The organism is Streptomyces smyrnaeus (assembly GCF_017676345.1).
Lineage (GTDB): Bacteria > Actinomycetota > Actinomycetes > Streptomycetales > Streptomycetaceae > Streptomyces > Streptomyces smyrnaeus.
Genome location: NZ_JAFFZM010000035.1, coordinates 32,896 through 56,615, shown reverse-complemented (window position 1 = coordinate 56,615; position 23,720 = coordinate 32,896). Strand labels below are relative to the sequence as shown.

At 68.9% G+C, this 23,720-nt stretch carries 25 protein-coding genes; 9 read left to right on the top strand and 16 right to left on the bottom strand.

The annotated features are described in order from the left end of the window. Window positions 1–792: 792 nt before the first annotated feature. Window positions 793–1,521: a hypothetical protein gene (locus JW613_RS33645; protein WP_209214710.1), complete on the bottom strand. Its 729-nt coding sequence runs from the start codon at window positions 1,519–1,521 to the stop codon at window positions 793–795. Between the two features lie 170 nt (window positions 1,522–1,691). Here JW613_RS33645 and JW613_RS33640 point away from each other — a divergent pair, with 170 nt between their 5' ends. The 6 genes from JW613_RS33640 to JW613_RS33615 all read left to right on the top strand — a co-directional run bounded on the left by JW613_RS33640 (window position 1,692) and on the right by JW613_RS33615 (window position 5,870). Continuing rightward, window positions 1,692–2,438, top strand: a complete 747-nt coding sequence (locus JW613_RS33640; protein ID WP_099876607.1) for a hypothetical protein — start codon at window positions 1,692–1,694, stop codon at window positions 2,436–2,438. 207 nt (window positions 2,439–2,645) lie between these two features. Next, complete coding sequence (locus tag JW613_RS33635; RefSeq protein ID WP_099876604.1) at window positions 2,646–2,918, top strand: hypothetical protein; 273 nt, start codon at window positions 2,646–2,648, stop codon at window positions 2,916–2,918. Further along, complete coding sequence (locus tag JW613_RS33630; RefSeq protein ID WP_209214708.1) at window positions 2,915–3,211, top strand: hypothetical protein; 297 nt, start codon at window positions 2,915–2,917, stop codon at window positions 3,209–3,211. Before JW613_RS33635 ends, JW613_RS33630 begins: the two co-directional genes overlap by 4 nt. Window positions 3,212–3,701: 490 nt before the next feature. Next, window positions 3,702–3,974 (top strand): hypothetical protein, encoded by a 273-nt coding sequence (locus JW613_RS33625; RefSeq protein WP_209214706.1) that lies wholly within the window; start codon window positions 3,702–3,704, stop codon window positions 3,972–3,974. A 187-nt stretch (window positions 3,975–4,161) separates the two neighbouring features. Next, on the top strand, window positions 4,162–5,364 hold the full coding sequence (locus JW613_RS33620; protein ID WP_209214704.1) for a helix-turn-helix domain-containing protein: 1,203 nt from the start codon (window positions 4,162–4,164) through the stop codon (window positions 5,362–5,364). A gap of 32 nt (window positions 5,365–5,396) precedes the next feature. Beyond that, the gene (locus tag JW613_RS33615; protein ID WP_209214702.1) at window positions 5,397–5,870 is read left to right on the top strand and encodes a hypothetical protein; all 474 of its coding nucleotides are present in this window, start codon (window positions 5,397–5,399) and stop codon (window positions 5,868–5,870) included. A 332-nt stretch (window positions 5,871–6,202) separates the two neighbouring features. On the opposite strand, the gene JW613_RS33610 is transcribed toward JW613_RS33615, so the two are convergent. The 5 genes from JW613_RS33610 to JW613_RS33590 form a co-directional block, all read right to left on the bottom strand. Further along, the gene (locus tag JW613_RS33610; protein WP_209214700.1) at window positions 6,203–6,739 is read right to left on the bottom strand and encodes a hypothetical protein; all 537 of its coding nucleotides are present in this window, start codon (window positions 6,737–6,739) and stop codon (window positions 6,203–6,205) included. Between the two features lie 1,013 nt (window positions 6,740–7,752). Further along, window positions 7,753–8,169: a hypothetical protein gene (locus tag JW613_RS33605; protein ID WP_209214698.1), complete on the bottom strand. Its 417-nt coding sequence runs from the start codon at window positions 8,167–8,169 to the stop codon at window positions 7,753–7,755. 494 nt (window positions 8,170–8,663) lie between these two features. Next, window positions 8,664–9,116 carry a helix-turn-helix transcriptional regulator gene (locus JW613_RS33600; RefSeq protein WP_099876587.1) on the bottom strand — a complete coding sequence of 151 codons (453 nt, stop codon included), beginning with the start codon at window positions 9,114–9,116 and terminating at the stop codon, window positions 8,664–8,666. Further along, the gene (locus JW613_RS33595) at window positions 9,109–9,453 is read right to left on the bottom strand and encodes a DUF6415 family natural product biosynthesis protein (RefSeq protein WP_099876584.1); all 345 of its coding nucleotides are present in this window, start codon (window positions 9,451–9,453) and stop codon (window positions 9,109–9,111) included. The genes JW613_RS33600 and JW613_RS33595 overlap by 8 nt, the downstream gene beginning before the upstream one ends. 342 nt (window positions 9,454–9,795) lie before the next feature. Continuing rightward, a complete protein-coding gene (locus tag JW613_RS33590; protein ID WP_099876581.1) occupies window positions 9,796–10,194 on the bottom strand; it encodes a hypothetical protein in 399 nt (132 codons plus the stop codon). Window positions 10,195–10,574: 380 nt separating this feature from the next. On the opposite strand from JW613_RS33590, the gene JW613_RS33585 reads away from it, so the two are divergent. After that, window positions 10,575–11,873: an NsdA family TPR-like regulatory protein gene (locus tag JW613_RS33585; RefSeq protein ID WP_486585931.1), complete on the top strand. Its 1,299-nt coding sequence runs from the start codon at window positions 10,575–10,577 to the stop codon at window positions 11,871–11,873. Then, on the top strand, window positions 11,870–12,436 hold the full coding sequence (locus JW613_RS33580; protein ID WP_307866145.1) for a GNAT family N-acetyltransferase: 567 nt from the start codon (window positions 11,870–11,872) through the stop codon (window positions 12,434–12,436). The genes JW613_RS33585 and JW613_RS33580 overlap by 4 nt, the downstream gene beginning before the upstream one ends. A gap of 174 nt (window positions 12,437–12,610) precedes the next feature. Here JW613_RS33580 and JW613_RS33575 read toward each other — a convergent pair whose 3' ends face one another. From JW613_RS33575 to JW613_RS33560, 4 genes are all read right to left on the bottom strand, one after another. Continuing rightward, a complete protein-coding gene (locus JW613_RS33575) occupies window positions 12,611–13,639 on the bottom strand; it encodes a DUF8094 domain-containing protein (protein WP_209214696.1) in 1,029 nt (342 codons plus the stop codon). A 130-nt stretch (window positions 13,640–13,769) separates the two neighbouring features. Further along, on the bottom strand, window positions 13,770–14,123 hold the full coding sequence (locus tag JW613_RS33570) for a hypothetical protein (protein WP_143674813.1): 354 nt from the start codon (window positions 14,121–14,123) through the stop codon (window positions 13,770–13,772). Window positions 14,124–14,443: 320 nt separating this feature from the next. Continuing rightward, window positions 14,444–15,118: a hypothetical protein gene (locus JW613_RS33565; protein ID WP_099876568.1), complete on the bottom strand. Its 675-nt coding sequence runs from the start codon at window positions 15,116–15,118 to the stop codon at window positions 14,444–14,446. Window positions 15,119–15,381: 263 nt separating this feature from the next. Beyond that, window positions 15,382–15,765: a hypothetical protein gene (locus JW613_RS33560; protein ID WP_143674812.1), complete on the bottom strand. Its 384-nt coding sequence runs from the start codon at window positions 15,763–15,765 to the stop codon at window positions 15,382–15,384. 980 nt (window positions 15,766–16,745) lie between these two features. Here JW613_RS33560 and JW613_RS33555 point away from each other — a divergent pair. Beyond that, a complete protein-coding gene (locus tag JW613_RS33555) occupies window positions 16,746–17,783 on the top strand; it encodes a methyltransferase domain-containing protein (protein WP_099876563.1) in 1,038 nt (345 codons plus the stop codon). Between the two features lie 188 nt (window positions 17,784–17,971). Here the strand turns inward: JW613_RS33555 and JW613_RS33550 are convergent, their stop codons facing one another. The 6 genes from JW613_RS33550 to JW613_RS33525 form a co-directional block, all read right to left on the bottom strand. Then, window positions 17,972–18,664 (bottom strand): hypothetical protein, encoded by a 693-nt coding sequence (locus JW613_RS33550; RefSeq protein WP_209214694.1) that lies wholly within the window; start codon window positions 18,662–18,664, stop codon window positions 17,972–17,974. Window positions 18,665–18,729: 65 nt separating this feature from the next. Next, entirely contained in the window at window positions 18,730–22,074 is a 3,345-nt protein-coding gene (locus tag JW613_RS33545; RefSeq protein WP_209214692.1) for a LysM peptidoglycan-binding domain-containing protein, read from the bottom strand. Window positions 22,075–22,114: 40 nt separating this feature from the next. Further along, window positions 22,115–22,489: a hypothetical protein gene (locus JW613_RS33540; RefSeq protein ID WP_307866144.1), complete on the bottom strand. Its 375-nt coding sequence runs from the start codon at window positions 22,487–22,489 to the stop codon at window positions 22,115–22,117. 86 nt (window positions 22,490–22,575) lie between these two features. Further along, window positions 22,576–23,040, bottom strand: coding sequence for a TadE/TadG family type IV pilus assembly protein (locus tag JW613_RS33535; RefSeq protein WP_307866143.1), 465 nt, complete (start codon window positions 23,038–23,040; stop codon window positions 22,576–22,578). Next, window positions 23,037–23,399, bottom strand: coding sequence for a pilus assembly protein (locus JW613_RS33530; protein ID WP_143674810.1), 363 nt, complete (start codon window positions 23,397–23,399; stop codon window positions 23,037–23,039). The genes JW613_RS33535 and JW613_RS33530 overlap by 4 nt, the downstream gene beginning before the upstream one ends. A 74-nt stretch (window positions 23,400–23,473) precedes the next feature. Then, complete coding sequence (locus JW613_RS33525; RefSeq protein WP_245226764.1) at window positions 23,474–23,701, bottom strand: hypothetical protein; 228 nt, start codon at window positions 23,699–23,701, stop codon at window positions 23,474–23,476. Window positions 23,702–23,720 lie beyond the last annotated feature (19 nt).

Sequence of the window (23,720 nt, the reverse complement as noted above, 5' to 3'; positions counted from 1 at the left end):
GTGGATTGAGGACGTACTGTGGGGCGGAGCAGGGACGCTCGTGTACGGGGCAACCCGTGTCGTACAACGATCACGTCCACGCGGTCCGGAGGCAGAACACCGACCGCCAGGTCCAGGAGCTCCGTCACCGCATGCCCGGGCCGCCAGCGGAGGGCCTCATCCCCCGGGCAGGCTGACCGAGGCAGCGATCGGTCCTCTCGATCAAGGAGGGGCCGCTACAACCCGCGCGCCTGTTCCCAACCTTCGAGTTCGAAGAGTTGCGCGATGTCGGCAGCCATCTGTGCCGGCATGTGGACTCGGCTAGCGATGCCCTTGGTGAAGAGTGCCGCAGGGGGAGCGGGAGCTTTCGCCATGCTCCGTCAACGACGATGCCGAGGCCTGCGAGTCATCCTGATGTGAGGTTCACTCATCCAGCCCATTCAGCTCTGGCGTGCCAAGGCACGCCCCTCAGGCGGTGGCAGTGACGGGAGGTGTGGGCGGCACCGCTCTCATCCGGGAACTCCGCGCCTACCACCGAGGGAGTCATGAGACACACCTCCGCCTCGCCCTCTCGGCGAACTGCTCCCGCTCTGTCACTGGCCGACGGCCCTGCTCGCTGTCGCCGCAGCCGGCCTTGGCCAAGTCCTGTCGTGTCGCTTCGGCACGGGTTACGCCGCGGCTTCCACCAGGTAGTAGCCGAGCTGAGCGGTGCCCTCCCGCCTCACTGCCTGCTGCCCAGGGCTTGCGGAGCACACCAGCCTCTCTTTACCCCGGACGAGCAACGAGCCCTCCTCGACGGCGAGCGGCTTTGGCTTAGGGGGCGTTGAGCTTGTTGACCTGGGCAGTCACCAGGTCTGGTGGGATGTGGTTGTCTTCGGGCTGGTCCGATCCCACGCGGACGACGGTGGCGACGACGTTCCCTACACGGACGTAGATGTGGAGGAAGGGGAACTCGCGGCGGCTGCCGTCGTCGGCTACCGCCTGCAGGTCGTAGGCGAGGGCCTGGTCTCCCTGCTGCGGAGCGGGCTTGCTCTTCACTCCCTTGTAGGGGTCGTTGTAGTGGGCCTTCTTGTTGGCGATACGGAAGGAAGAGGTGCAGGCTGCGGCCGCTGACTTCAGCTTGCCGACGGCGGCGGCCGCTTCCTTCTCCGAGGTGTAGGAGGCCAGTGACACGGTGAAGCGGTCATTCGGGGCCTTCGCGTAGCGCTGCTTCGCCCAGGCATGGGCGTGCTCTGGCATCCCGATGTCGAGAGCGTCGGCCAGTGGCTGGCAGCTTCCCCTGGATGCCTCCAGCTTCCCTTCGAGTGTGAGGGGTACGGGGAAGATCTTGTCATGCTGCTTGAGTGAGGGGGGAAGGTCACCCTTGGACAGCAGCATCTTCTTCAACTGCTTCCGGGACGGTGGTGGGGGAGCGGTCGAGGACTTCTCCGGGCTGTTCTGCTTATCGGGCGTCTTCTCTTCTCCGGACGAGCATGCCCCCGCCGTGACCGCCAGGACCCCTGCTGCTGCCGCAGCCACTGCGCTGCGTACCGTGCTTCTCACTGACCCCCCTTGTGACGCCTAACTCTGCCTACGCAGAGTAGGACATTGGCTACTGTTGCGTATGGCCGGGTTCGGTGCTTCCGGGACGACCACGGGCGTCGAGGCGCCGGGGCCGTCCATAGCATCGGACCATCACCGTGTCCGCCCTGTCTGACAGGAGTCCTTACACCGTGCTCGTCTACCCGCACCGCGCAGGTGCTTCGCTCGCCCTGGCCGCCGCCTGCCTGCTTGCCGCAGGCTGCGGAAGCAACGATGCCCCGGGCAGCAGCGACGACTCCAAGCAGACAGCTCTCCCTGAGTCGTCCCCCAAGCCGAAGGACTGGACCGAGCCGAAGAAGTCGGCCGCTCTGCCCCATGGCAAGCGCACCGTGGGCGGGGATCCGGTGAACTTTCCCCACACCACCAAGGGTGCGGTCGCGATGCTGAAAGAAGCTGCCGAAGTCCGCGTCGAGAAGGACCACTACTTCACCGATGTCCAGCTGCGCCTGCTGCACCGCTACCAGGTCGAGGGCGAGCAGACTGCGGAGAACGCCAGGAAGATCAAGACCAAGACGGAGAAGAAGGACGCGAAGCTGCGCCGCAAGGCGGGGGTGAAGAAGGGCGAGCCGCTGCCGCGCGAAGTGTCGTTGCACGTCGACGTCGTCGGCTACAAGATCGTCTCCGCCTCTCCGGACAGTGTCAGTGCCTGGCTGCTGACCCGTGAGGCAGCCAAGGACAAAGACCACAAGAAGGCGGTGACCTCCTGGAGCCGGCAGCTGTCGGTGGCCCGCTGGGAAAAGGGGGACTGGAAGGTCAGCATCGCCGACACCTTCCACGCGATGCAGAACCAGAAGGAGGAAGACACCCCGGCCGCCGTCGCCCTGGGCAAGCCCGGTTTCAACAAGGCAGGCTGGACCGCCATCCGCGGCGCCGCGTAACCCCACGGGTGGTGCCGGAGGCCCGATCAGGTCGACCGGGATTCGCCGCGGCCTCCACCAGGTCGTAGCAGGGTCGAGCGGTGTCCTCTGTCCGTGGCCGACGAGAGCTGCGGCTGCGGCCTCAGTTGTGCGTCCGGCTCGTACCGGAGGTGGGATTGCCGCTACGGTCGGATACATCCGCCGCGTCCGGAGCACAGGAGGAACACGATGAGTGCCCAGCCCGAGTACCCGGTGGACCCTCGGGTCCGCCCCATCCCGTGCACCATCGACGCTGTAGCAAGCGCGCTGACCGGTGCCAACCGCATGGCCTTCTTCGCAGAGGTGGGATCGGCCGAGCGCGGACAGCAGCTCGATGACGCACTGCGGAAGTGGTGGATGGAAGCCCTGTTCGAGGCGCAGCCCGGGCGCACCCGGCGTCTTGCCGACGTCGCTGCGGGGCACCGTCTCGTGGCGCTGCCCGACGAGGTCGGCGAGGGGTGAACTCTCCGGGCGGCTGGACGGTGCGCGTCACTGAGGAAGCCGCGCATGTCCTGAAGATGATGCGGGCCGGTGGCGAGTCCGAGCTGCATGACCAGCTGGTGAGGTTTCTCCGGGCTCTCGCGATCGAGGCCGGCGCCGCGATCGAGGCGGACAAGCCGTTGCCGGGCCTGCCCATGGGCGGCGGGGACCGCCGGTACAACGTCGACGTGCACCGATTGCCCGTCCTGATCAGCTACACCCCGGAAGCAGAACTGCGGGAAATACGCATCACGGATCTGCTCTGGCTCGGCTGAGCGTTGCCGTACTCCACAGGGACGCGGCGCCTCGCGCTTCAGGCTGCTACACACCTACCCGGCGCACGTCTTCCACCGCCCCGTGAACTGGCCATCCGCCTCGACCGGTTGCCGGCGCGGCGACGGTGGTCATCATGCGTACCCGCGGAGTGCTCGCGATAGTCGAGCACTGCAACCTCGTGCACGCCGCCTGGCCAAGGCCGGTGTCCCGGTGTGCTCCACCCTTCGGGAGGCGCCGACGGCTTCCGTCGGGCCTGTCCCCACCGACCTCCTGCGTGAACGGCTGCGGACCGGAAGCGTTCGCGTGTCAGACCCGGCGACCTGATTCGAAGGCCGGTTCGAGGCGGATTGCCGATGTTGACATTTACTGACCGTTAGAGTGCGTGTCTTGTGGGTGACGCTGTAGCGTGCCCGAACATAGAAGCCCCCGGGACGAATTGGACCCCGGCCCGGGGAACTTCCTCAACATGTTGTCGATCAGGGAGGTCTGATGACCGCTGACCGAAACCCGGCATTCCGCGTGCTCGCGGGACCGGGTCTTGACCGTAGCATCTCGCATTTCCGGCTGGCTCAAACCTCTTGGCGCTGTGCTCTGCGAGTCAACGTGCACCTGGGGGCCGCCTGTGCCCTGGGTGTGCTGCTGGCCGCCGCTCACACGCAGAGACCGGTCGCTGTTGCCGCTGCGCTGGCAGGAACTGCCGCCGCGATGCTGAGCGGCTCGGTCTTCTCCATCGTCGCCTTCCGGCAGGTCAGCGCACCCTGACCAGCATTTCGAGGCTGCCAGGGCCGAGGTGACGGGGACCTCGCCCTGGCCGGCACCGTCTCATGCGAGCGCTCTCACCGCCTGGCCAGATCCTGGCCCAGCGCGAGCGGCCGCGTGGGCGGCTGTAATTGCAAACCCGCCTTCACCGGGTCCGGAAACACCGGACCCGGCCCTCAAGGACATCTCCATGAACAGCAGCATCCGACCCCGGCCTCAGCACTGCGAGAATCCCGACTGCGGCAGGGAGCTCCGCCAGCTGACGCACGGCCGCCCCCGGAAGTATTGCGACGATGCGTGCGGAAAGGCCGCCCGCAGCGCGCTCGGCAGCGCCCGCACCAGCAGCCCGTCCGACGAAGAAGAACACCGCCGCCAGCTGCGTGAGATCGCCGACGACCTGGCCCGCAACGCCACCGCGCTGCGCGACCAACTCGACCACGAGGATCTGAGCTCCTCGGAGTGGATGCGCCTGCTGCACCGCACCCGGGATGTGGGACAAGACCACGAAGACCTGAGCACGGCCATGGTGCAGGTCACCCGCGACCGCGGCATACCCCTGGCTCGGCTCGCCGAGTGCTGGGATGTCACCCCCTCCCACGTCAGCCGGGCCTGGCCAGCAAGCCGGTTCGTCGGCCGCATGCAGCGCCGTGCCGAACGCAAGCGCCAGCGCGCCCGCCGCCTCACCTCACCCCCCGCAGCCGCAAACGCAGCCGACTTTCCAGACCACACCGGCTCGGCCGGGCCCCCCGAACTCCCTCCGCCACGCCCCACCCGGCCCCCCTCTCCACCGAACGCCGCTGCATGTACGCCCCCGGCGGCGAGGCAGACACCCGAGGAGGTGCAGGCACCAGCGGACCAGTTCGCCAGAGCCCTGTCCTTCCTCATGCGGGACGCCGACTGCACCGCGGTCGCCCTCTCGAAGAAGGCCGGAGTCTCCCGCTCCTATGTCTCCCGCATCCTGGCCGGTGACCGCTTCCCCTCCTGGCGGATCACCGAAGCACTCGTGCGTGCCTGCGGCGGCAGCACCGAGGACATCCGCCCGCTGTGGACCGCCGCACACGACAGCGTCTACGCCTCACCGCGCCGCACCGTGGACGGCACCCTCCATACCGTCCTGCGCGGCCTCTACCTGGCCGCCTCCCGGCCACCCACCGACAGCATCCGCTCCGCCAGCCCCGCTTTGACCCCCGCCGACATCACCGGCCTTCTCGAGGGCCAGGACGTTCCCGAGTGGCGCACCGTCGAGAACTTGGTGGTAGCCCTGCGCGGCCAGCCCGAGATGGTCCGCCCGCTGTGGGAAGACGCCGCCACCCATCAACAGCCCACGGCCAGCAGCAGCTCCCACCCGGCGCCACCATCCACCGGCCGCCTGCCGGCGGCCGCATTCGGCTGACCGCCCGGACCGATCCGAGAGGCACCGCCACGATGAACACCGCCGCCGCGCCGGTCTGTCTGGCCCGCGCCGAACCCCGGCGCGGCAGGCGCCTGCCGCCCATCACCCTTCCGCCGGCCTTCGAAGCGTTCTGCCTCCTCCACCACGACACCTACCAGCGCTACGCCCACCTCCACGGCGCCCCCGAAGCCGTTCCGCGCGCGTTCGGCGACCTGGCCACCCAGTGGCAGACCCTGCTGACCCGCCGCGACCTGACCGCACACGCCTGGCAGACCTTCGCCCGCTACATCCCCCGGCCTGTGCCGCCCATAGCCGCATGCCCGGGCCCCTACGACGCCCTGGTCCTCCACCACCAGCTGGGCTGCACCCCCGCGGGCATCGCGGAGACCCTGGGCGTCGGCCTGCACACCGTCCACTGGTGGCTCTCCCACCCCCCGTCACCAGGCACCGCACGCACTGCCCACAGCCCGCGGAGCGGCCGGCCCGTGCACACCGGCGACGCGTAAAGTTCGGCAAGTGCCCACCCCTACTCCGCAACCCCCACGGGGCTCTCTACCGCGTCACCTGCCAGTTCCACTCCGGCAGGTCGCCGCTCCTTGTGAGTGGACCGATGAGGGCACTGCTGAGGACAAGTACATCGAGTGGCTGGGACAGTGGGGCGTGCCTGGGGTGACAGTAGAGCTGACCAGGATGACCCCGGACGGCAGCTCCACCCTGCTGTGGCAATGGCCTGCGCCGACCACCAGCGAAACCAAGCCGGAATGAACTACGTGATTGTCTCCAGGCTGGCGAAAGCCACCACTTTCGGTGTGACGCCTCTGGCCTGCTGACGCAAGGCTCAGAAAGAGGTACTGGCTTGGCCTTGGACGCGTTTTGCCTCCAGTCGTCGCAGCAGTACGTCCACCTTCGGCGGGACGTACTGCTGCGACGACTGTCGCCGGCACTGCTGGCACAGGAACTGGTGCAGACCAGGGCCGGAGTCCTGTACTTCGACGTGGAGGGTGAGTCCGACGTCGGTACCGCAGGTGCCGCACCTGGCCGGCATCGGCGGCAGCTGGCCGGTGTGCACGGCGGTGAGCAGCAGGATGGCTGCCACCAACTGCTCTGCAGGGCTGGTGCGGAGACTCTTGGGGGTGACAAGGAAGGGCTCAGGCGGACTGCTGGGCTGCTCAATCGGCCAAAACCACGCCTCTTGACGTAGCCAAGTCGCAAGACGGCTGCCTGGGGTGGTGGGCGGGTGTGGCGTGTTCGCTGTCCGGGCTTCGGTGGCGAGTGCGGACAGCACTACGGCGCGGTCTTCGGCAGCGGCCTCCGTCCACCGGAACAAGAGCGCATCGGCCCTGGCCTCCGGCTTGTCGATCGCGGCGCTGATCATTCTGATCAGGCTGATATCCGTGGGGTGGGTATGCGTCACGAGTCTGCGCCCATCGCCTGCGTCGCAGGTCGATCCTCGTCTAGGGCAGGGTGGCCCTGCGGGGGGCACTGCGTTCTCGGCTGGTCCCCACGCCTCTTCGCGGTCTCGCGCAGTCGCCAGAGGTTCACCGTTGTGGGCGTACTGCACAGCACGCACCAAGCGGGCGTCGGCTCGTCGTCCCGGGGCGACGAGTCACTCATGGGCACGAACCGGCAGACCTCCAGCAGCCATGTCAACTCCTCAGCCTTCAAATGGCGGGTGATGGTGTGGTTGCACGTCTTTCTCGGCTTCCAGCCCCGGGCCCTCGTGGTGACCCGGAGGGTGTTCCGGGTCACTGTGGTGGGCGTGTTGCACAGCTCGCACAGGGCAGCGAAGCGCTCACGTGCCCGGATCGGCAACGAGCCCAGCGGCTTGTACCGGCTCAGCTCCAGCAGTTTGAGGTAGTCCTGGTCGGGAGCGCCGGCGTGGACTCCCGCTGGAGGGCGCTTGTGGCTACACGGGTTGGGTGTGTACGGGTTGACGCAGCGGATCCGGCCGCAGGTGACGCACCTGCACGGCCATGTTTCTGTGGGGTCGCCTGAGTAGGGGACCGTCGGCTCGTATCCGGCCGCTTGCACTCGCTGCAGGGCCCCCTCTGCAGACAAGCGTGCGCGGTGCTTGCAGCGATACGGCGGGGTCTGGCGCACGCGAGCGGCGGTAATGATCCGTAGCGCACCGCACGTCGGCTCCGTGCAGCGAGCGCGCCACGGTGCCCCCGTGTGCCCGGGGTAAGGCTCCTGCGGCTCGTAGCCAGCCGCGCGTGCGTCCGCTATGGCCTGTTCTGCTGAAATCGGTGTGGGCACCGATCGGTTCCTTCCTTCATCAGGCCCGGACGGGCTTGTGGTCTTCGCAGGCGCGGAGCGGCTGCTCTTGGATCGTCATGCGGCCCAGGGAGACGGGGTGCCGCAGGCGGCGCACACGGAGCCCCCCGCAGCTCAGGCGGCGAGTGCGAGTTCCGCGTCCAGGTCGACGACCGTTACGCGGTGCAGCTGCCGCAGGAGTTGTGACGCAAGGATGAAGCGGGTGGTGAGAAGCCCTCCTGGGGTGCGTGTTCCGTACTGGACGGTGGTTGCGTCCAGGCGCCGGGTCGCGGGGTGGTGCATGCCGGGCGATGCGGGGAGGTGGACGACGCCCAGCACTCCCCACAGCGGGCACTTCCGCGCGCGGACAGCGATGACGTGCTTCAGCCGTGGGCACTGTTCCAGGGCCGTCTTGGCGCATGGCCGGCACAGCGGCGGATGCGTGGTCGGCTGGCCTTCCAGCGTCGCCAGGGCGGTGGGGGTTGCCCGCCCTGGGATGAGGAAGAGCCAGCCCTTCTTCGTCCGGCTGGGGGCTGGGCGCAGACCTGGCACAGCAGGTCCGTCATCGCGTGCCGCTGCCGCAGGGGGCGGATTTGGCGCCACTCGGGGTTGCCGGTGCCGTAGTCGCCCGAGGTGCGTTCGTACAGCACACCGGACCGGTCGCGGTCCTCGGCGTCTTCCTCGATGTAGGAGAGGCGTTCGGAGGATAGGAGGAGCTGCTGGGCAGAGATGTTTCGCTCGCTGTCCCAGCGGGTGATGTACGGCACGGTCCGGCCGTCTCGCTGCACGGGCCGGAACTCAGTGATCACGAAGAGCGCTCCGAGCGGGTGTGGAGGAACATGGACAATCGCCCTGAAGGAGCAACCAGAAGTCGGTGGAGGCATCTTCAGCGGCCTGTGCTGGGGTGCTTTCGCTGATCGTCATGCGGTCCAGCGCCACGGGGCGACGGCAGCGTGCGCAGGTAGGAGCGGCTTGGGCAGGGGCGAAGCCACGGGGTGGCCGAAGAGCGGAACGCATGATGCGCTCGAGATCGGCGGGCATCATCGTCACTGGTCTGCTCCCGGGCCCGCGGTCCCGGCCGGCGGGATGTCCTTCTGCGGGCAGGTGCACAGGCCGCGCTCGTGCAGCCGGGTCACCAGGTGCGCGGGCGTGCGGGCCCCGAGCTTCGCTTGCAGGGAGCGGCAGCTCGCCTTGACGTCGTTGATGCTCCGCCCCACCTGAGGGGCGATGTCCTCGGCTGGTAGCCCCCGCAGCAGCAGGTGCACCAGCGCACCCTCTGACGGGGTGAGACGGGGAGTGGGCCCGGTCCGGGACGGATGCCCGATGGCGCCGCTGGAGAAAGCGGCAGCGACCAGTTGCGCGTCATCCTCCGTGCCCAGCTTGGACGCTGCGCCCGCCCAGGCCCCCCGGCTCATCCGCTGGGCACGTGTTCCAGCGGCGACGCCCGCCACGATGCGCTGCTCTTGCCGGGTCAGCAGACCGCGGACCGGGTCACTCATAGGTAGCCTCCAGCGCCGTCAGCAGTTCCTCTGTGGCGAGTGCCAGCCGCCGCAGGTAGCCGACGGCGGCTTCGGGCTCCTTGGGGCACTGCTCCTGGCTGAACAGGACGCGCCGGGCACGGGTCAGCGCGCCACCATCGACGGTGGAGCCTGGGGCCGATGCCGCGTGCACGACGGTGCGGAAGGCCCTGTGCAGGCGCTCGGCAACGGCCGGCGCGTCTGCAGGGCTCAAGTCGGTGTGAGCGTCCAGGACGCTTTCGAGTGCGTCCAGGATCTCGTCCAAGGTGGGCAGGTCGCTGTTGTGATAGCTGCGCAGCTTGGCCAACGTGCGGGCCATCGTTTCCGTGTCAGTCGCGAAGCCCCGCCGCTGGGGGGCCGCTGGAGTGGGGAAGGTGACGGGGGGATGCCGGAGGGTGGCAACGGGGGGTGGAGCAGACACGGTGTCCTCTTCTCGGGGGAGAAAAAAAAGGGGGAGGGCCGACCGCCACGCCTGGCCTTGGCGGCGGTCGGGGCACTCACTCCCGCGTGCGGCTCTCGCCTGCCGTACGCACGTTGAGCGGCGCCGCTTCCCGGCCCGGGACTCGCCCGCTGCATGCCAGAGCGGGGGTCGCTGCGGGTCCGGAAAGCCCCCCTTCACGGCCGCCTCCCTCATGGGGGTGAAAGCGGAGACGGCCAGCTCTCAAAGTCGGGTGAAGTCGGGCCGCGGCGGTTGAGGAAGACGGTTCCGCAGAGGGGCCAGCCGCCGGGCCAGCGCTCGCGCGTCGGTCGGCACGAAGTCTTTGAGGGCTCGCAGGTCCTCCACGTACGCACGGAGCTCCCGGCACGCCTGGCGGATGGGGGCCCGTTGTGTCTCGGGCCATCCCTCCGACGTCGCCCACAGGGCGGTGATCACACAGGCTGCTTCCGCGGTGAGCACCAGCACGTCGGCCATCGGGTCCTCGGACGGCTCGCCGGCCAGAAGCCGGGCCAGGACATCACCCGGGGCCGGGACGGAGTGCAGGCTGGAGCCGTCACCGGACGCCTCCCACTCCTGCCCGCCGTGCAGGGGCCGCAGATAGTAGAGCGGAGTCGAGGTCACGTCGTCCGGCGTCTGTGTGACGACTCCTACGCGTCGGCGTGCTGTGTCCAGGACAACCGCACCAATCCTGGAGCGTTCCTTCGCCACCACGGCGCTCACCGGATACCCGCCCTGGAGGGAGCCGTCGCCCACAGCAGCGAGCTGGTGGCGGCCGTGGATGCTCGATGCACGGAGAGGGACATGAGTCCTCCGGTAGGACGGTTGCGTCAGGGGATGTGAGGTTGGGCGTGCTCCTGGTCCTCCAGCACGGCGCCGTCTCAGCCGGCCGGAGGAAGGGGCACGCACTCAGGTAACCGAGCAACTGCATACGGGGGACAGGCAATTGTGGGCCCGATCCACTGACGTACGACCGGAAATTTTTACCTTCGAGGTGTCACGCAATGGAGTTGCGCCGCTACCGTTGCCGTATGACGGGGAACCCGCACCTCGCAGCTCGGCTTGAGAGAGCAGGCATGGGCCAGGCCGACCTGGCCGACCGACTCAACCATCGGATCGGTGTGCTGACGGGACAGCCTGGCAAGCTCACCGACCGGCACATCCGGAACTGGCTGACCGGAAAAACTCGCTGGCCGCAGGAGAGACAGCGCAAGGTTCTCGAAGAAGAATTTGGTGCGACGGCAGAGGAGTTGGGCTTCACCCCTCCGGCTGCACGAGAGCGATCACCATCGGAGGACCCAGTGCGGCGTCGGACCATCACCGCGGCTACAGCTTCCCTCACAGCCGCTGCTCTTCTCCCCGTGTCTTCGGCGAACGGCACGGCGCGGGTGGGCATGAGCGACGCGGACCGGCTGGAGCGAAATTTCGCGGAGCTGATTCAAGCTGACAACCAGGGGGCGGGCGGAATCAAGCTGGAGACCCGCGCCCTGGCACACATGCAGCATGCCAAAGACCTGCTGGCCGTGGGGCATGCCACCGAACGCGTCCGCCGACGGCTGTACTACCTGGCCGCGGCGTTCACAGGCACAGCGCTGTGGGCCGCCGTCGAGGCCCAGAAGCCAGAGCGTGCCCAAAGCCACCTGCAATCCGCGATGACACTGGCCGGCTACTCGCGCAGCAGCGAAATGCACCTCCGTCTATGGGGCCACGCAGCGCTGCTGTCCTTCCAGCAACAGAACATGCACGACGCCCTGGCCGCAGCCGAGGCCGGGAAGAGCGCGGCCGTGTGCCGGAAGGACGCCCTCTTTCGATCCCTGGCCAGTGCCCGCTTGGCAGGCGTCCTCTCTGCCGTGGGGGAAGACGCCGCAGCCCTGCGCACCCTGTACCGCGCGGAGAAGGCGTATGAGAGGGCCCAACTGGACGACGAACGGCCGGCATGGATGTCCTTCTTCGACGATGCCGAGCTGGACGGCCTGGCCGCGCTCGTCATGGGGCGTCTCGGACGGCATGACGAATCAGAAGCCCGCCTTCACAGGACGTTGTCCCGGCTGCGGCCCGAGTTCCGGCGCAACCGCGCCTACTACAGCATCCACCTTGCCCTCTCCCAGCTCGCACAGGGCGAGGCTGAGCAAGCTGTCGCCACCGCCTTGCCGCTCCTCCCCGCGAAGGGCGGGCCACCACCGCCCGGCCGCAACCTCAAACTTCTCCGTACGTTCGATCACAGGCTGACCCATCTGGCCGCAGGCAGCCCCGTCGTGATCGAGTGGACCGACCGCTACGTCGAAGGAATGAGGGGCTTGTGAGCACTGTCGATGTGAAGCACTGCGTTGCAGCGGATCTGCCAGAGATCCGACAGCAGATTCTCGACATTCACGTCGAGGTGCGGCACCACGACTTCGGGCTGACCGGCCCCTTCTACGACGTGGAGCGCTTCGATGAACGGCTGTCCGCATACGCGTCCCGCCCTGGCTGGACTGCGGTGCTCGGATACGACAACGGCGAACCGGTCGGCTTCTGCTTCGGCACGGCCCTCGGTCCCGACACCAAGTGGTGGAACAGCATGCTCACGCCGCTCCCCCAAGAGAGGACAGCAGAGGACGGCAAGCGCACGGTCGCGTTGAACGAGATCGTTGTCCGCAAGCCGTGGAGAGGCCGGAGTGTGGCCTGGCAGCTTCATGAGGCATGGCTCAGTTGTCGCAACGAAGAGCGCGTCACGCTCTTGGTGAACCCGGCCAACGGGGATGGCGCGGTCCAAGCCGTCTACGAGGCATGGGGCTACCGCAAGATCGGAGACCAGAAGCCGTTCCCCGACTCACCAGTGTTCTCCGTGATGCTCCGCCCCGTCCGACCGGATAGCAGCACGTAGTAATGGGCGGGGGAGCGCACAGGGGCTGCCACCGTGACGTCGGGAGCAGGACCTACAGCAGTATGGCGCGACGGCCAGTCCGGCCGGGCGCGAAGGCTGAGCATCGCGCCCGGCCGGCCAAGGCGACCATCTGCGGTTGACCTCACTCTGCCGACGGCCCGGAGGCACCAAGGGTCAGAAGCCGTCTTCTCGCTCACAGCCGATGAGGCTGTACTCGCTGCCCAGGAGTGTGGGCTTGCCACTGGCCGGGATGAGCGCGACGGACTGGTGCAGGTAATAGGTCAAAAACCCCTGCGCTCCGGACTCCCCGACATAGACCTGCTCGACCTCGTTCGGGTTCACGGTGTACCCGGGTTCGGTGACGCGGACAGTCCGGTCCACGGGCGTGGCGAAGACAGCGAGCGTCTGCCCCGAGCGGGTCTTCATCGCGTAGGTCTTCGTGTGCCGCGTACCCCCGCTCATCCAGTGCATCCGACCTCCCTCCCCGACTCCGTCGGCAGCGTCCCGGGCCGACTTGTTGATCGCCCGTGCCAGCTTGTTCGGCTTGAACCCCGAAGCGGCCACCTCGCGCTTCGTATACAGCCGAGTGAGCGCCGCTTTGAGCTGATCGGGCGCCATGTCGCCTTGCCGAGCAGAGGCCGGGACAGACCGCAGAAAGCTCTCCTCGTCCGTGGCCGGCGCTAGGTTGCGGCCCTTCGGGGCCTGCACGCTCGCCACGAGCTTCCAGGGCTCCTTCTCTTCCCGGTCAAAGACCAAAAGGACGGGACGCCGGCTCTTTCCGTCGTCATCCTTGATACGCGCCGAGACGGCAAACCAGCTCGCCTTTCCCTTGCGTGGAATGAAATAACGGCGGTCCACGTAGTAGAACGGCTCGCCGTACTCGGCCTTCTCCTTCGTGGACGCCAGGGCGGACTGCTTGTAGTCGGCCTTGCTCTGTTCGAGGAGGGCGCCGCCCTCGACCGTTGAAAGCAGTTTGCCGTCCCGGGACTTGTTCGCCCGGTTGTTGACCGAGACGTACCGGTCCAGGAGCCCTGTCGCATGTTCCCTGCTGACGACGCCCGCCGCGGCATGCCGCGAGGCTTGTTCCTCTCCGGCCTTGGACTCGCTTCCTTCCATGGAGCCGCTGCAGGCCGCCGTGAGGGCAATCAGCGCGAGAGCACAGGAAAGCGGGGCGTAGCGGCGCGGAGCCAAACGAGGGGCCATGTGGTTCTCCGGAGCACATTTGAAGGAAACACGGACGGTGGGAAGCCAGAGCACAGCGCCCTGGATGCGGAAAGGGGAGCTCGGCGGCCCTGGCCTCTTTCGCCGAAAGCAGCCGACCAGCACAGGCGGTTCACACGCGGGTGCAGACCTTGCGGGTGACCAACTTGGCGCACACCAGCGTCTTGTGCGGCACCCGCTTGTCGGTGAACGTGTAGGCGGCGGCGATGCCGCGGTGGTTCCACACCGGAAGGTTCTTGCTCTTGTGCGTGCGGCCGCCGGGCTTGCGGTAGCTCCACCAAGCGCGGCCGTGCACGCGCTTGTGCCGAGGCTTGCGGATATCGATGGCGACGATCCTCGTGCCTGGCCCCCTGTTGTCGACCGAGACGGTCAAACAGGTGCGGTGTTTGCACGCACGGTGATGGCTGCTCTTGGCCTCGGCAGCAGGTGTGCCACCCAGGAGACTGGCCAGGAGCACCCCGGCCATGACAGTGAGGATCCGCGGAGACGTCTTACGCGCCATGGGCTCTGCCTTCCGTCCTTGTCGGCCGCACGGGCCGCTGAACCGGTTGATCAGTGCCTTACTCTTCGGCGCGGTACTTACCGCCTTGCTTTCCAGCAGAGGGCTGGTGGGATCACGACTGCGTCACAGACGCCCGTGGTAAGCGGTGTGGTATGCGAACGGCGTCATGGTGAGTGGGCGGACATGCGGCCTGCACGCCGAGATCGTCTGCCGAGCCTTGGCCGCGCTTGTACGTCCTGGTGTGGCCAGTGGCCGTCTGGTAGGCGCCGGTGCGTTGGCGCGGCTCAGCGGCCCGCTGCGCGGCGAGCGCGCTGCAGGTACAGCAGCGCAGTCAGGTCAGCCAGCAACTGGACGATCTGCTCCTGAGTGAGCCGGTGCTCGGCCGAGCCGACCCGCAGCCGCACTTTCTCAGGGGTGACCGTGTAGCCCACGGGAGCCCCGCGGCCGCACTCGATCAGCCGACCTGCGGCCAGCTGACGGTACGGACGTGCCAGGTGCGGAGACGTGGAGGCGGGGGCCAGCGTGTACCCGGAAGTCGTACGACGGCGCGGCGCACCGATGGCCGCGTAGAAGTCGGTGATGGCCTCCTCCAGCTCGCGTGCACCAGCAGGCGCGGCGCCGACAAACGCCTCGACCAGCGCCCGGTGTGGACCGGGGGCGCCGGGCCCGTAGGGGTGGTCGGCCAGCGGCGGCTCGTCCACCTCCAGACGCACGCAAGCAGGCGGAATCAGAACACGGGTGAAACCGCGGCGCATCAGGTCGGCGTGCACCTGTCGCAGCCGAGCGATCTGAGCATGAACCGGATGCTGTCCAAAGGGCGGCGAGGGCCGGCAGACGGTACCTGGTTTTCCGTACCGGCCGTGCGCGGCGTGCCGCAGGCCGTTGTGCGTCACGATGAGCGTCTGCTGGCGGCCGGTCTCGTCATGACCGAGCCGGAACCCCAGGACTGTCGTCGGCATCCGCCCCTCCCCACTGCGTCGCGCGGCATGAGGCTACTGCTTGCCGCCGCGCAGGGTGAGTGACTTGGGCACGCTGACACCCGTGAAACCGGAACAGCCACCCCGTGCGGGCCCCTCAGCCGCACCGCAGTCACGAGGGCGATTTTTCCGAGCGTGGCGAGCGGCTGAGGTCGGGGGACGGCCGCAGGCGGGGTACTGCTCATCGGCGTATCGTGCCAGGCAGTGGCGCACGGACCGTCAGTTGCCCATGCCGTGATCGGTGATCAGGCGCGGATCCGATCTACGCATTTGTAGTAGGACCCCATGTCCAGGCACGGCTGAAAGTAGGTGATGTATGTGCCCGCGGGGGCGGTCTGAACATCGCAGCCGGGGTCACTACTGTCCCTATTCTTCCCGTTGACACCGTCGCTGCGCGTCCACCTGACCTCGAACACGATACCGTCCCTAGTCATGTCACAGGACGCGACTTTTCGGTGATTCTTGTAGATCCTCGCTTCTCCGCAGTCCTGCACACCGGCGACTCCGCACCCGATGGACCAGTAGTACGTTTTGTCGTGAGCCATGGCGGTGCCTGCGCTGATTGTGAGTCCTCCGGCCGCGATCAACACGACGGCCATCGCGCGTGCAATCACTTTCTTTACCAGCATGCTTTTCCCCTTGTTGTCGGGTGCGGGGCCTGTTGTCCCAATCCTGGGCCCGGCACACGGACCCGGCCCAGGTGTTTCGGACCAGCCCGAAACACCAGACCCGGCTCACGTGGGCATCAAAATCAGCGTCTGAGCTTTTCGTTTATCTGGACCCTGCTGTTCGGGCACGAGCGGTTTGAGGGTTGTTTGAGGCAGGTCATGCAACGAAGGGCTTCCTCAAAAGGACGGCGCGTCACCCGGGTGAAAGCGCAGTTCTGCGGCGGTTTGTCCTCTCCTTGTGATGGGTGGGGCGTGCGTGTGCCTGTCCGGTGGCGAGGACGCGACCCACGCCTTGACGGGCTGCTCCGTGACGGTTCTTTGAGCCCGGCGGTCGTCCGGGGCCGGACCGGGAGGTTGCGGTGCACGCGCCCGCAAGGTGACCTCCGCGTGGAGGTTCCGGGACCCCCTGCGGACGCAAGCCGGGGTGAGCTTGTTTGGCTCCGTCCTTCGCTCCCAGGGCCGACGCAGGTCGATGGCGAGGGGACGCGCCAGCCAGAGCTGGTATGGGTGGCGATGACCAGTCACATCCACCGATCCGCCACGGCCGAGCTGCGCAGACGCGGTTTCACAGCCGAGCGTCTGCTTGAGCATGCGGAAGGTGTGCTCGACGTAGAAGTAGCGGAGGAAGGACTGCCAGCAGCGGGCAGCCGGTGCTGATGTTGTACTCAACGACCTCACCGGCACGGAGGCTCTCCTTCGCCCGATCACTGCTGACAGCCTCGACCCTGCTTAAACGACTCAGCGCATGCGGACGCATCCGTGCGCTCTTGTGGCGCTGTCGCCCTCTTCGCCATCCTCGAACGTGACTGGACAGCTGACGGAAGGAGCACCGTCGTGGACCGGCACAGGGGCGAACCCTCGGACAAGCCCTACGAGCCACCGGACCCCAGCCCGGACGGCTCCGGGCCCAGTCAGCCCGACGACAGCGATGACAGCGACTGATGACCGGAGCCGAACGCAACCGCGCCCTCCTGGACCACCTTCAGCACGCCGGACACCTCTCCAGCCTGTGGCGCCCGCCCCTGGAGGCGCTGCCGCGCCACCGGTTCATCCCCGCCCAGGTGTGGCGTCACGGCGACCGCACCCCCGTGGACAGAGAGACGGACCCGGGCGACTGGTGGGACCTGGTGTACAGCGACGAGCCCGTCATCACCCAACGCGCCCCCGACGGGACGCCCACCTCCTCCAACTCGAAGCCGTCGATGGTCACCGCGATGCTCCACCACCTCGACCCGCAGCTGGGCGACGCGGTACTGGAGATCGGCACCGGCACCGGGTGGAACGCCGCCCTGCTCACCCACCGCGCCGGCCCCGACCGCGTCACCACCCTCGAAGTCGACCCCGCTGTCGCACGCTCCGCCGAGCAGGCGCTGCGCCAGGCCGGCCAGACGGCCCGGGTCGTGTGCGCGGACGGTGAACGCGGCTGGCCGGACGCCGCCCCGTACCAGCGCATCGTCCTCACCTGCTCGGTACGGGCCGTCCCCGCTACGCTCCTTGCGCAGAGCGCACCGGGAGCTGTGATCGTTGCCCCGATCTGGGGTGCGGGCCTGGCCCGGCTCACCGCCAACGGAATGGGAGCTGCGCAGGGCCGGTTCGTGGCAGGTGCCGACTTCATGCCCTCCCGCACACTCGGGAGCGCCTTCGCCCGCCCCACAGGGCCGAGCTGGAAGTCTCCGACCGAGCTGGATACCCGCTGCGTAGCCGATGTCGGCTGCCAGGTACACGTCCATATGCGGATGCCGGGCGTGCATCTGTCCGGCGAACAGCGGGACGGGACCTACCAGGCGTGGCTGGACGACGGCGCCGGGTCGGCCGCGCACGCCGATGGCACGGGTGCGGTGTGGGAGTGGGGTGAGCGGCCTCTGTGGGAGGAGTTGGAGAAGGCCCACGCCGACTGGGAGCGTGAGGGTCGGCCCGGGCCTGACCGCTACTGGGTCACTGCGGACTCGGACGGACACCGCGTGCGGCTGGCGAAGTAGCTGTCAGACAGGCGCCCTACCGTAGCGTCGTGACCCCCCTGTCCTGGGCCCACAGCTCTGGGACGCCGCAGTGAACGAAGCAATCCGACACCTGGTGCAGCAGCCCGCGTACCAGCGGATGGGTGAGACGACCCAGGCGGGCGCGCCCGGCCAGCAAGGGGATCGGCCAGGAGCTCCTTTCTCAGCCCTCACAGCAGCGTCACGGGGACGGTCCCGGCCAGCAGACGGCCTTCGCGCAGTGCTTGTTGGTAGGACGACCACGGCGGCTCGGCTGCGTACAGCGTCTCGAGGTCGAGCTGCCCCATCAGCAGCATCACCTCTCCGGCCGTGGCGACCAGAGACCGCCAGGTCGTCGGTGCGGTCATGCGACCGTCCTCGAGATGCCGGTTTCCGGGCCCGTCGACCTGGAGCGCCTCCCCGGGGCCCTGGCGCACGAGCCATCCGGGACATGGGGGAGGCGTCTTGCCCAGGGCCGAGAGCCGGTGCAGGCCTTGGTTGAGCAGGTACTGGAGCACCGGCGCGGCAGCCTCCCCCTCGGCAGGCAACAGCATGACGGTCTCTTCCCAGGCCAGCAGGAGGCCGGGCCGGGTCCCGTCGGGGGAGGGGATGCCGATGGCGCGGGGGATGAGGTCGGTGCGTGTGGCGGGCTTCAGGTGGCCGCTCGGGTAGTGGCGGATCACCTCCGTGGGTGCGCACCGTTGGTGGGCGATGCCCAAGTGGGAGAGTTCGGGGCTGACGGCGAGTGTGGCGATGGCCGGCTCGCGGCTCGCGTCACCAGCTGTCCCGCATTGAGTGCAGGTGTAGATGCGTGAACGGGCGAACCGGTCGGCCTCGGCCTCGCCGATGTGTTCGCGGATGTCGCTGCTGATGTGAACAGGCATGTCGATTCTTCCTGAAGACGGCTGCCGCGATCCGCCTGCGGCCCGGTGGCCGCAGGGCGGACGTGTCATGCGGTGCGGGCGGGGGAACTGAGGACGTCCTCGATCACCGCCTCGGTCTCGGGCAGCATCTCCACATCCAGGCGGCGGCAGACGGCGTTGATCTGCTCGACGGCCTGGTAGACACCGGCACGGTTGCCCGCGGCAGCTTCTACCCGGATCCAGTCCTGATACAGGACGTCCGCAGTGTCGTCGACGGCGAGTGCGGTGGTAAGCGCCTGCCGGGCCGCATCCAGGTCGGGGCGCGGCCCTGTGCGGTGCCAAGTGGCGATGGTGTGGGCGACGTCGATGATGCGCGAGAGCATCTCCTGGATGAGCGGGGTGGCCCAGGGCAGATCGGCACCGGACGGGCCGGTCAGCGGACGGCCGCGCACCAGCGCCAGCGCCGCCGCCAGGTCCGGCAGTCCCGCCGGAGGCCCGGCTTCCAGACCGCGGCGGGCCAGGCGCTGGAAGTGCGCCCAGTCGCACTGCACCTGGGGGGCGAAGCGGTACGGGCGCTGCCTATCGCGTGGCAGGTAGGCGGTGCCGTCCGGGGCGGTGCCCAGCCGGGCGCGCAGCTCGCTGACCCGGGACTGCAAGGTGGCTTTGCTCCACGGCTTGTTCGGGTCCATGGCCTCACACAGCTCCATGGCACTGCGGCCGGGGCGCAGGTAGAGCAGGGCAGCCAGCGCGGCGATCTTGTATCCGTGGCCGGAGGCCGCCACACCGCTGACCTCCACCGGCCCCAGCACGTTGATCTGCGGTCCGTCTGCGTCCTCCTCCAGGCTTGGCCCGCTGTCGGTGTCCGAGCCGGGCCCGACCGGCTCCTGAGCGGCTTGGCCGGACTGGCGGCCCTGGTGCAGCGGCTGCTCGGCGCCGGCCCCAGCCTCCTCCTCTCCGTGCGTCTGTGCCGTGGCAGGGACGCGCCCGGGATCCTTCACCGCGGCCAACAGAGCGGGGAAGGGTGAGGCCTCGCCCGCGTCACTGTCGCGGGCTGCGGTGGACGTGCTGTTCGCCTGCACCTGGACGGCGACCGCCGGTTCCGGGGCGTGCTGACCGGACACGGCGACGGGGGCCAGGGAGGCGGCGGCCTCGCTTTGTTGCGGGACGGCGGCGGGGACATGCTGCCACTCAGCCCGGGCTGGCTGAGCGGGCCGATCGGCGATCCGAAGGCCGGCGACGAGATCGTCGTACTCGTCGTCGGTGACGCGGCCCAGACGCAGGGACTGCCCGGCCAGCGCGCAGGGCTGGGCCTCGTCCTGGGCGGCGTCCAACCGTTCGGCCTGCGGGAAGACGGCAGCCACCGCCTCGGCGGGCAGCACCAGAGCCACAGGTGCGCTCCGGGCGGCTGCCAGGGCATCGGCCAGGGCCCAGGCCTGGTCGGGCTCGGCTTCGGCCGCACACACCAGCAGCCACGGCAAGAGCGCGTCCGCGTCGTCGTCGGCGGCCTGCTGGTGGGCTTCGAGGAGGATCTCGCCCAAGTCCCGGGCAGCGGCGGCCAGGTGGGGCACGGCACGTACGCGGCCCTTGGGCAGCAGCGCAGGCAGCTCCTGGCCGAGGCCCACGGTGAGGATCTCGGAATGGTCGCTCCACGCGCAGGTGGCCGCATCCAGCGCCACGGCGCGGGCCACCTCCCGCACCCGCTCCGGCGGTCCGTCCAACAACAGCACCTGAGCGTGGGGCAGGTTCAGCAGCACATGCTCCCCTTCAGCGCCGCTGCCGATAGCGACCAGTCCGGGGTAGGGGGCGGGGACCTGCTCCAGCCCCTCGGCCGGCACGTCGGCGCCCACAGCCGCCTCCCACCAGCCTTCCGTCAGCGGAACGAAGGGTGCCATCAGCTCGGCAGCGAGGGACTCGCTGGCGTCGTCGAGGAGGATCTGGACGCTGCGAGCCGTGACCCGGGCTGCGCGCAGCGGCGGCAGGGGCGCCCGTGCGGCGGCGTGGTTGTGGCCCAGCGCCCGCAGGGCGGCATCCAGGCGCTCCACGCTGCCGGGCTCGGCAGCAGCGGTCATGCGCTGCTCGGTCACGGTGGGCTCCTCGACGGCGATCGTCTCGCCCGGGCGACGGCGCCGCTGCTGGAGGATGCGCTTGACGCCGAGCGCACCGCACATCCCCGCGGCCAGCAGTGCACCCGCGCCCAAGACCCGGGGAGCGGTGACCACGGAGTCTGCGACGGGCCCGGCCTCCTTCGCTGCGCCCGGGGTGCTTTCCTGGGGCGGCTGCTTGGAGGGTGTGAGCGTCGCCTGGTCGCCGGGGCGGTCCTCGCGCTTGTTGTCCTCGCGCCCATCAGCGCCGCCGCGGTCGCCTTCGCGCTCCGGATTGCCCGATCCGCCCTTCTGCTCCTGGCCGCCCGCCTCCTTGGGCTTGTCGTTGCTGGTCTCGGCCGGTGAGTGGTCCGGGCGGGTGGGAGAGGGCGTCTTTGCGTCTCCCGCGTGCGGGAGGGTCAGCTTCTGCCCTGGGTAGATCAGGTCCGGGTCGGAGAGCTTGCCCGGATTCGCCCGCACGATCTGCGGATACCTACCGGCGTCGCCGTAGACGTCTTCAGCGATCCGGGAGAGGTTGTCGCCTGGCTGGACGGTGTAGGAGCGGTCAGCCCGTTCTGGCTCGGCTGCGGCGGCCGGACGCATCCCGGAGTCGTCGTCCTCCGAGGCAGCTTCCCTGGCCGCTTCGGGCAGCAGAAGCTTCCAGCCGGGCTGGAGGAAGCGCGCGTCGAAGACTTGCCCGTCGGTCATGACGCGGCCCTCATTGAGATCAGCGATCTCATGCCAGGCATCGAACGATCCCAGTTGCTCTTCTGCGATGCTGCCGAGCGTTTCGGCGGGCCGGGCCTCGCGCACCGTATACGTCCTGGTGCTGTGTGCGGCCTTGTCCTTCTCCTGCGCTGCGGCAGTCTGCTGCCCGCCTGAGCCCTCGTCATGGGCGGTCGCCGGCTGGTGGTGCAGCGAAACCGAAACGGACGTGGCAGTGGCCGGAGTCGCCAGCGCGCTGCTGGTGGGAAGCAGCACCAATACGCTGCCGACCAGAACGGCCGCCAACCGCTGGTTAGGGCCCAGCAGGTGCCGCCGGTGCGCGGCCCGGCCGTGCAACTGGGCAGCGGCTTCCACGATCACCGAGCATGCGAAATGGGCCCAGGCGACCCAGCCGACGGCCAACAGCAGCAGCATGAAAGCCCCGCCCCCATCCGGGCGGTCCAGCAGATGCGCCAGATCCTCCCGGCCCGTCTCCCACACCTGGGGCGTGGCCCAGCCCAGCAGAACGGGCAGGCCCGCCAGGAGAGCGGCCAGCAGCAGGACGCTTGCCAGTGCCCGGGCCACGGCCGCGCCGGAGCGCTGTGCTGGTGGGGGAGGGACCGTGGCGGGTCGGCGTTTGCTCACAGAGGGACCCTTTCGTTCATCAACGACCGTGGCTGGGTGACTAGTTTTCCGGCTCGTCGACGCCGTGCAGCAGGACCGCTTCTCCCTCGCCGGTCACGGTCCGGGAGCCCGGCATGAACCGGAAGGAGTAGGTGTCGCGCACGGTGACGTGGATGGTCTTTCCGTCGCCGGAGACCGTCACCGAGCCGCGTGTGCCCGTCGAACGCAAGTAGGCGTGCGCAGCGGCCGTCGCGTCCGCCGGCTTCACGCGCCAGGCATCGCCCTCGATGGCGGCGCCCCCGTCGATGGCCTGCCCCCCGGCCCGGGCCGCCTCCCGGGCGAGCGCCTCGGCGTTGGAGGCCGCGCGCATCGTGCCTCCGCCATCCACCACCAGGACCCCGAGCAGGGCGAGCATCGCTGCGGTGACCACCGCCACGAACACTGAGATCCCGCCCCGATCCGGGCTCCGTCCCTCTGCGGACAGACGGGGGACACGAGGCAGGAGCATCCTCGCCGTCCGCATCACGACACCGTCCTTTGCCGGAACCTGTCAACGGTGCTGGCGAACGAACCGGTCAACGTCTTACTGCCGGGCACACCAGGCATCAGCAGGTCGCCGTAGTCCACGGTGCAGCGCACTGTGACGGTGACCTTCGCAACCTGCCCCACCGGCACTTTCAGCGCCGCGGTGTCAGCTCGCACCTGGGTCGATTCGCATGCGACCTGCCCGGAGAGTGAATCTTGTGCGGCAGCGTATGCGGCCCGCTGCGCTGCGGCGGGGCTGCGGGAGATGGACGCGGCGCGGGCGGCAGCCTTGGCCGCCGCGTCCACCTCGTTGCCAGCCCGCACCACCTGCCCGGCGGCCAGCGCCAAAGAGATCAGCATCACCAACGTCGGGGTCATCAGCGCCGCTTCGACGGCCGCGCTGCCCCGATCGCCCGCAGCGCCCCGAACGGCGCGGCCCCGACGCGCCAGAAGACCGCTCACTGGTCTTCCCCTGGCTTTGTCCACCGTTCCACTGGGGCGGTGCCCGACTGGGTGATGTGCCATCCGTCCTTGCCCGGCAGGAGGGAGGGCGCGGTGCCGCTGACCACGATCCGCACGCGCTGCGGGGTGCTGCCCGCGCTGGAGACGCTCACGGCCCGCAGGTTGCCGCCGGCCAGCCGTTCGGCGAACTGCTTGGCTTTCCGCTTCCCGGCCGCGGCGGAGCCCTGGTACTCCGAGCCTTGCTGGGCTCCCTTACGGGCTGCGGTCAGCGCGGCCTCGGCGGCGAAGTGCCAGGTAATGGCCTGCAGACCGATCCAGGCCAGCGCCAGGATCAGCGGCAGCACCACTGCGGTGGTCACCACCACATCCCCCCGGTCCGAACACAGCTCCTTTCTCCACGCCCGGCGGCCGGCACCGTTTTCCCCTTCCCCTCTCACCCGTCGAAGACCGAGTCCAGCTTGCCGTTGGCCTTCAGCAGGACCGCGGTGATGGTTCCGGCGATGGCAATGGCTCCCCCGATGGCCGCGGCCCAGATGATGACCGTGGAGACCGCGATCTCCCCGGCGTCCGCACGGGCCTTCATCTCCGCGCGCGCGGTCTCCCACCGGCCTTGCAGGGTGGTGGACAGCATCGTCAGCGCGACTGCGCATCGATCGAGCATGATTCAACTCCTCCTCGGT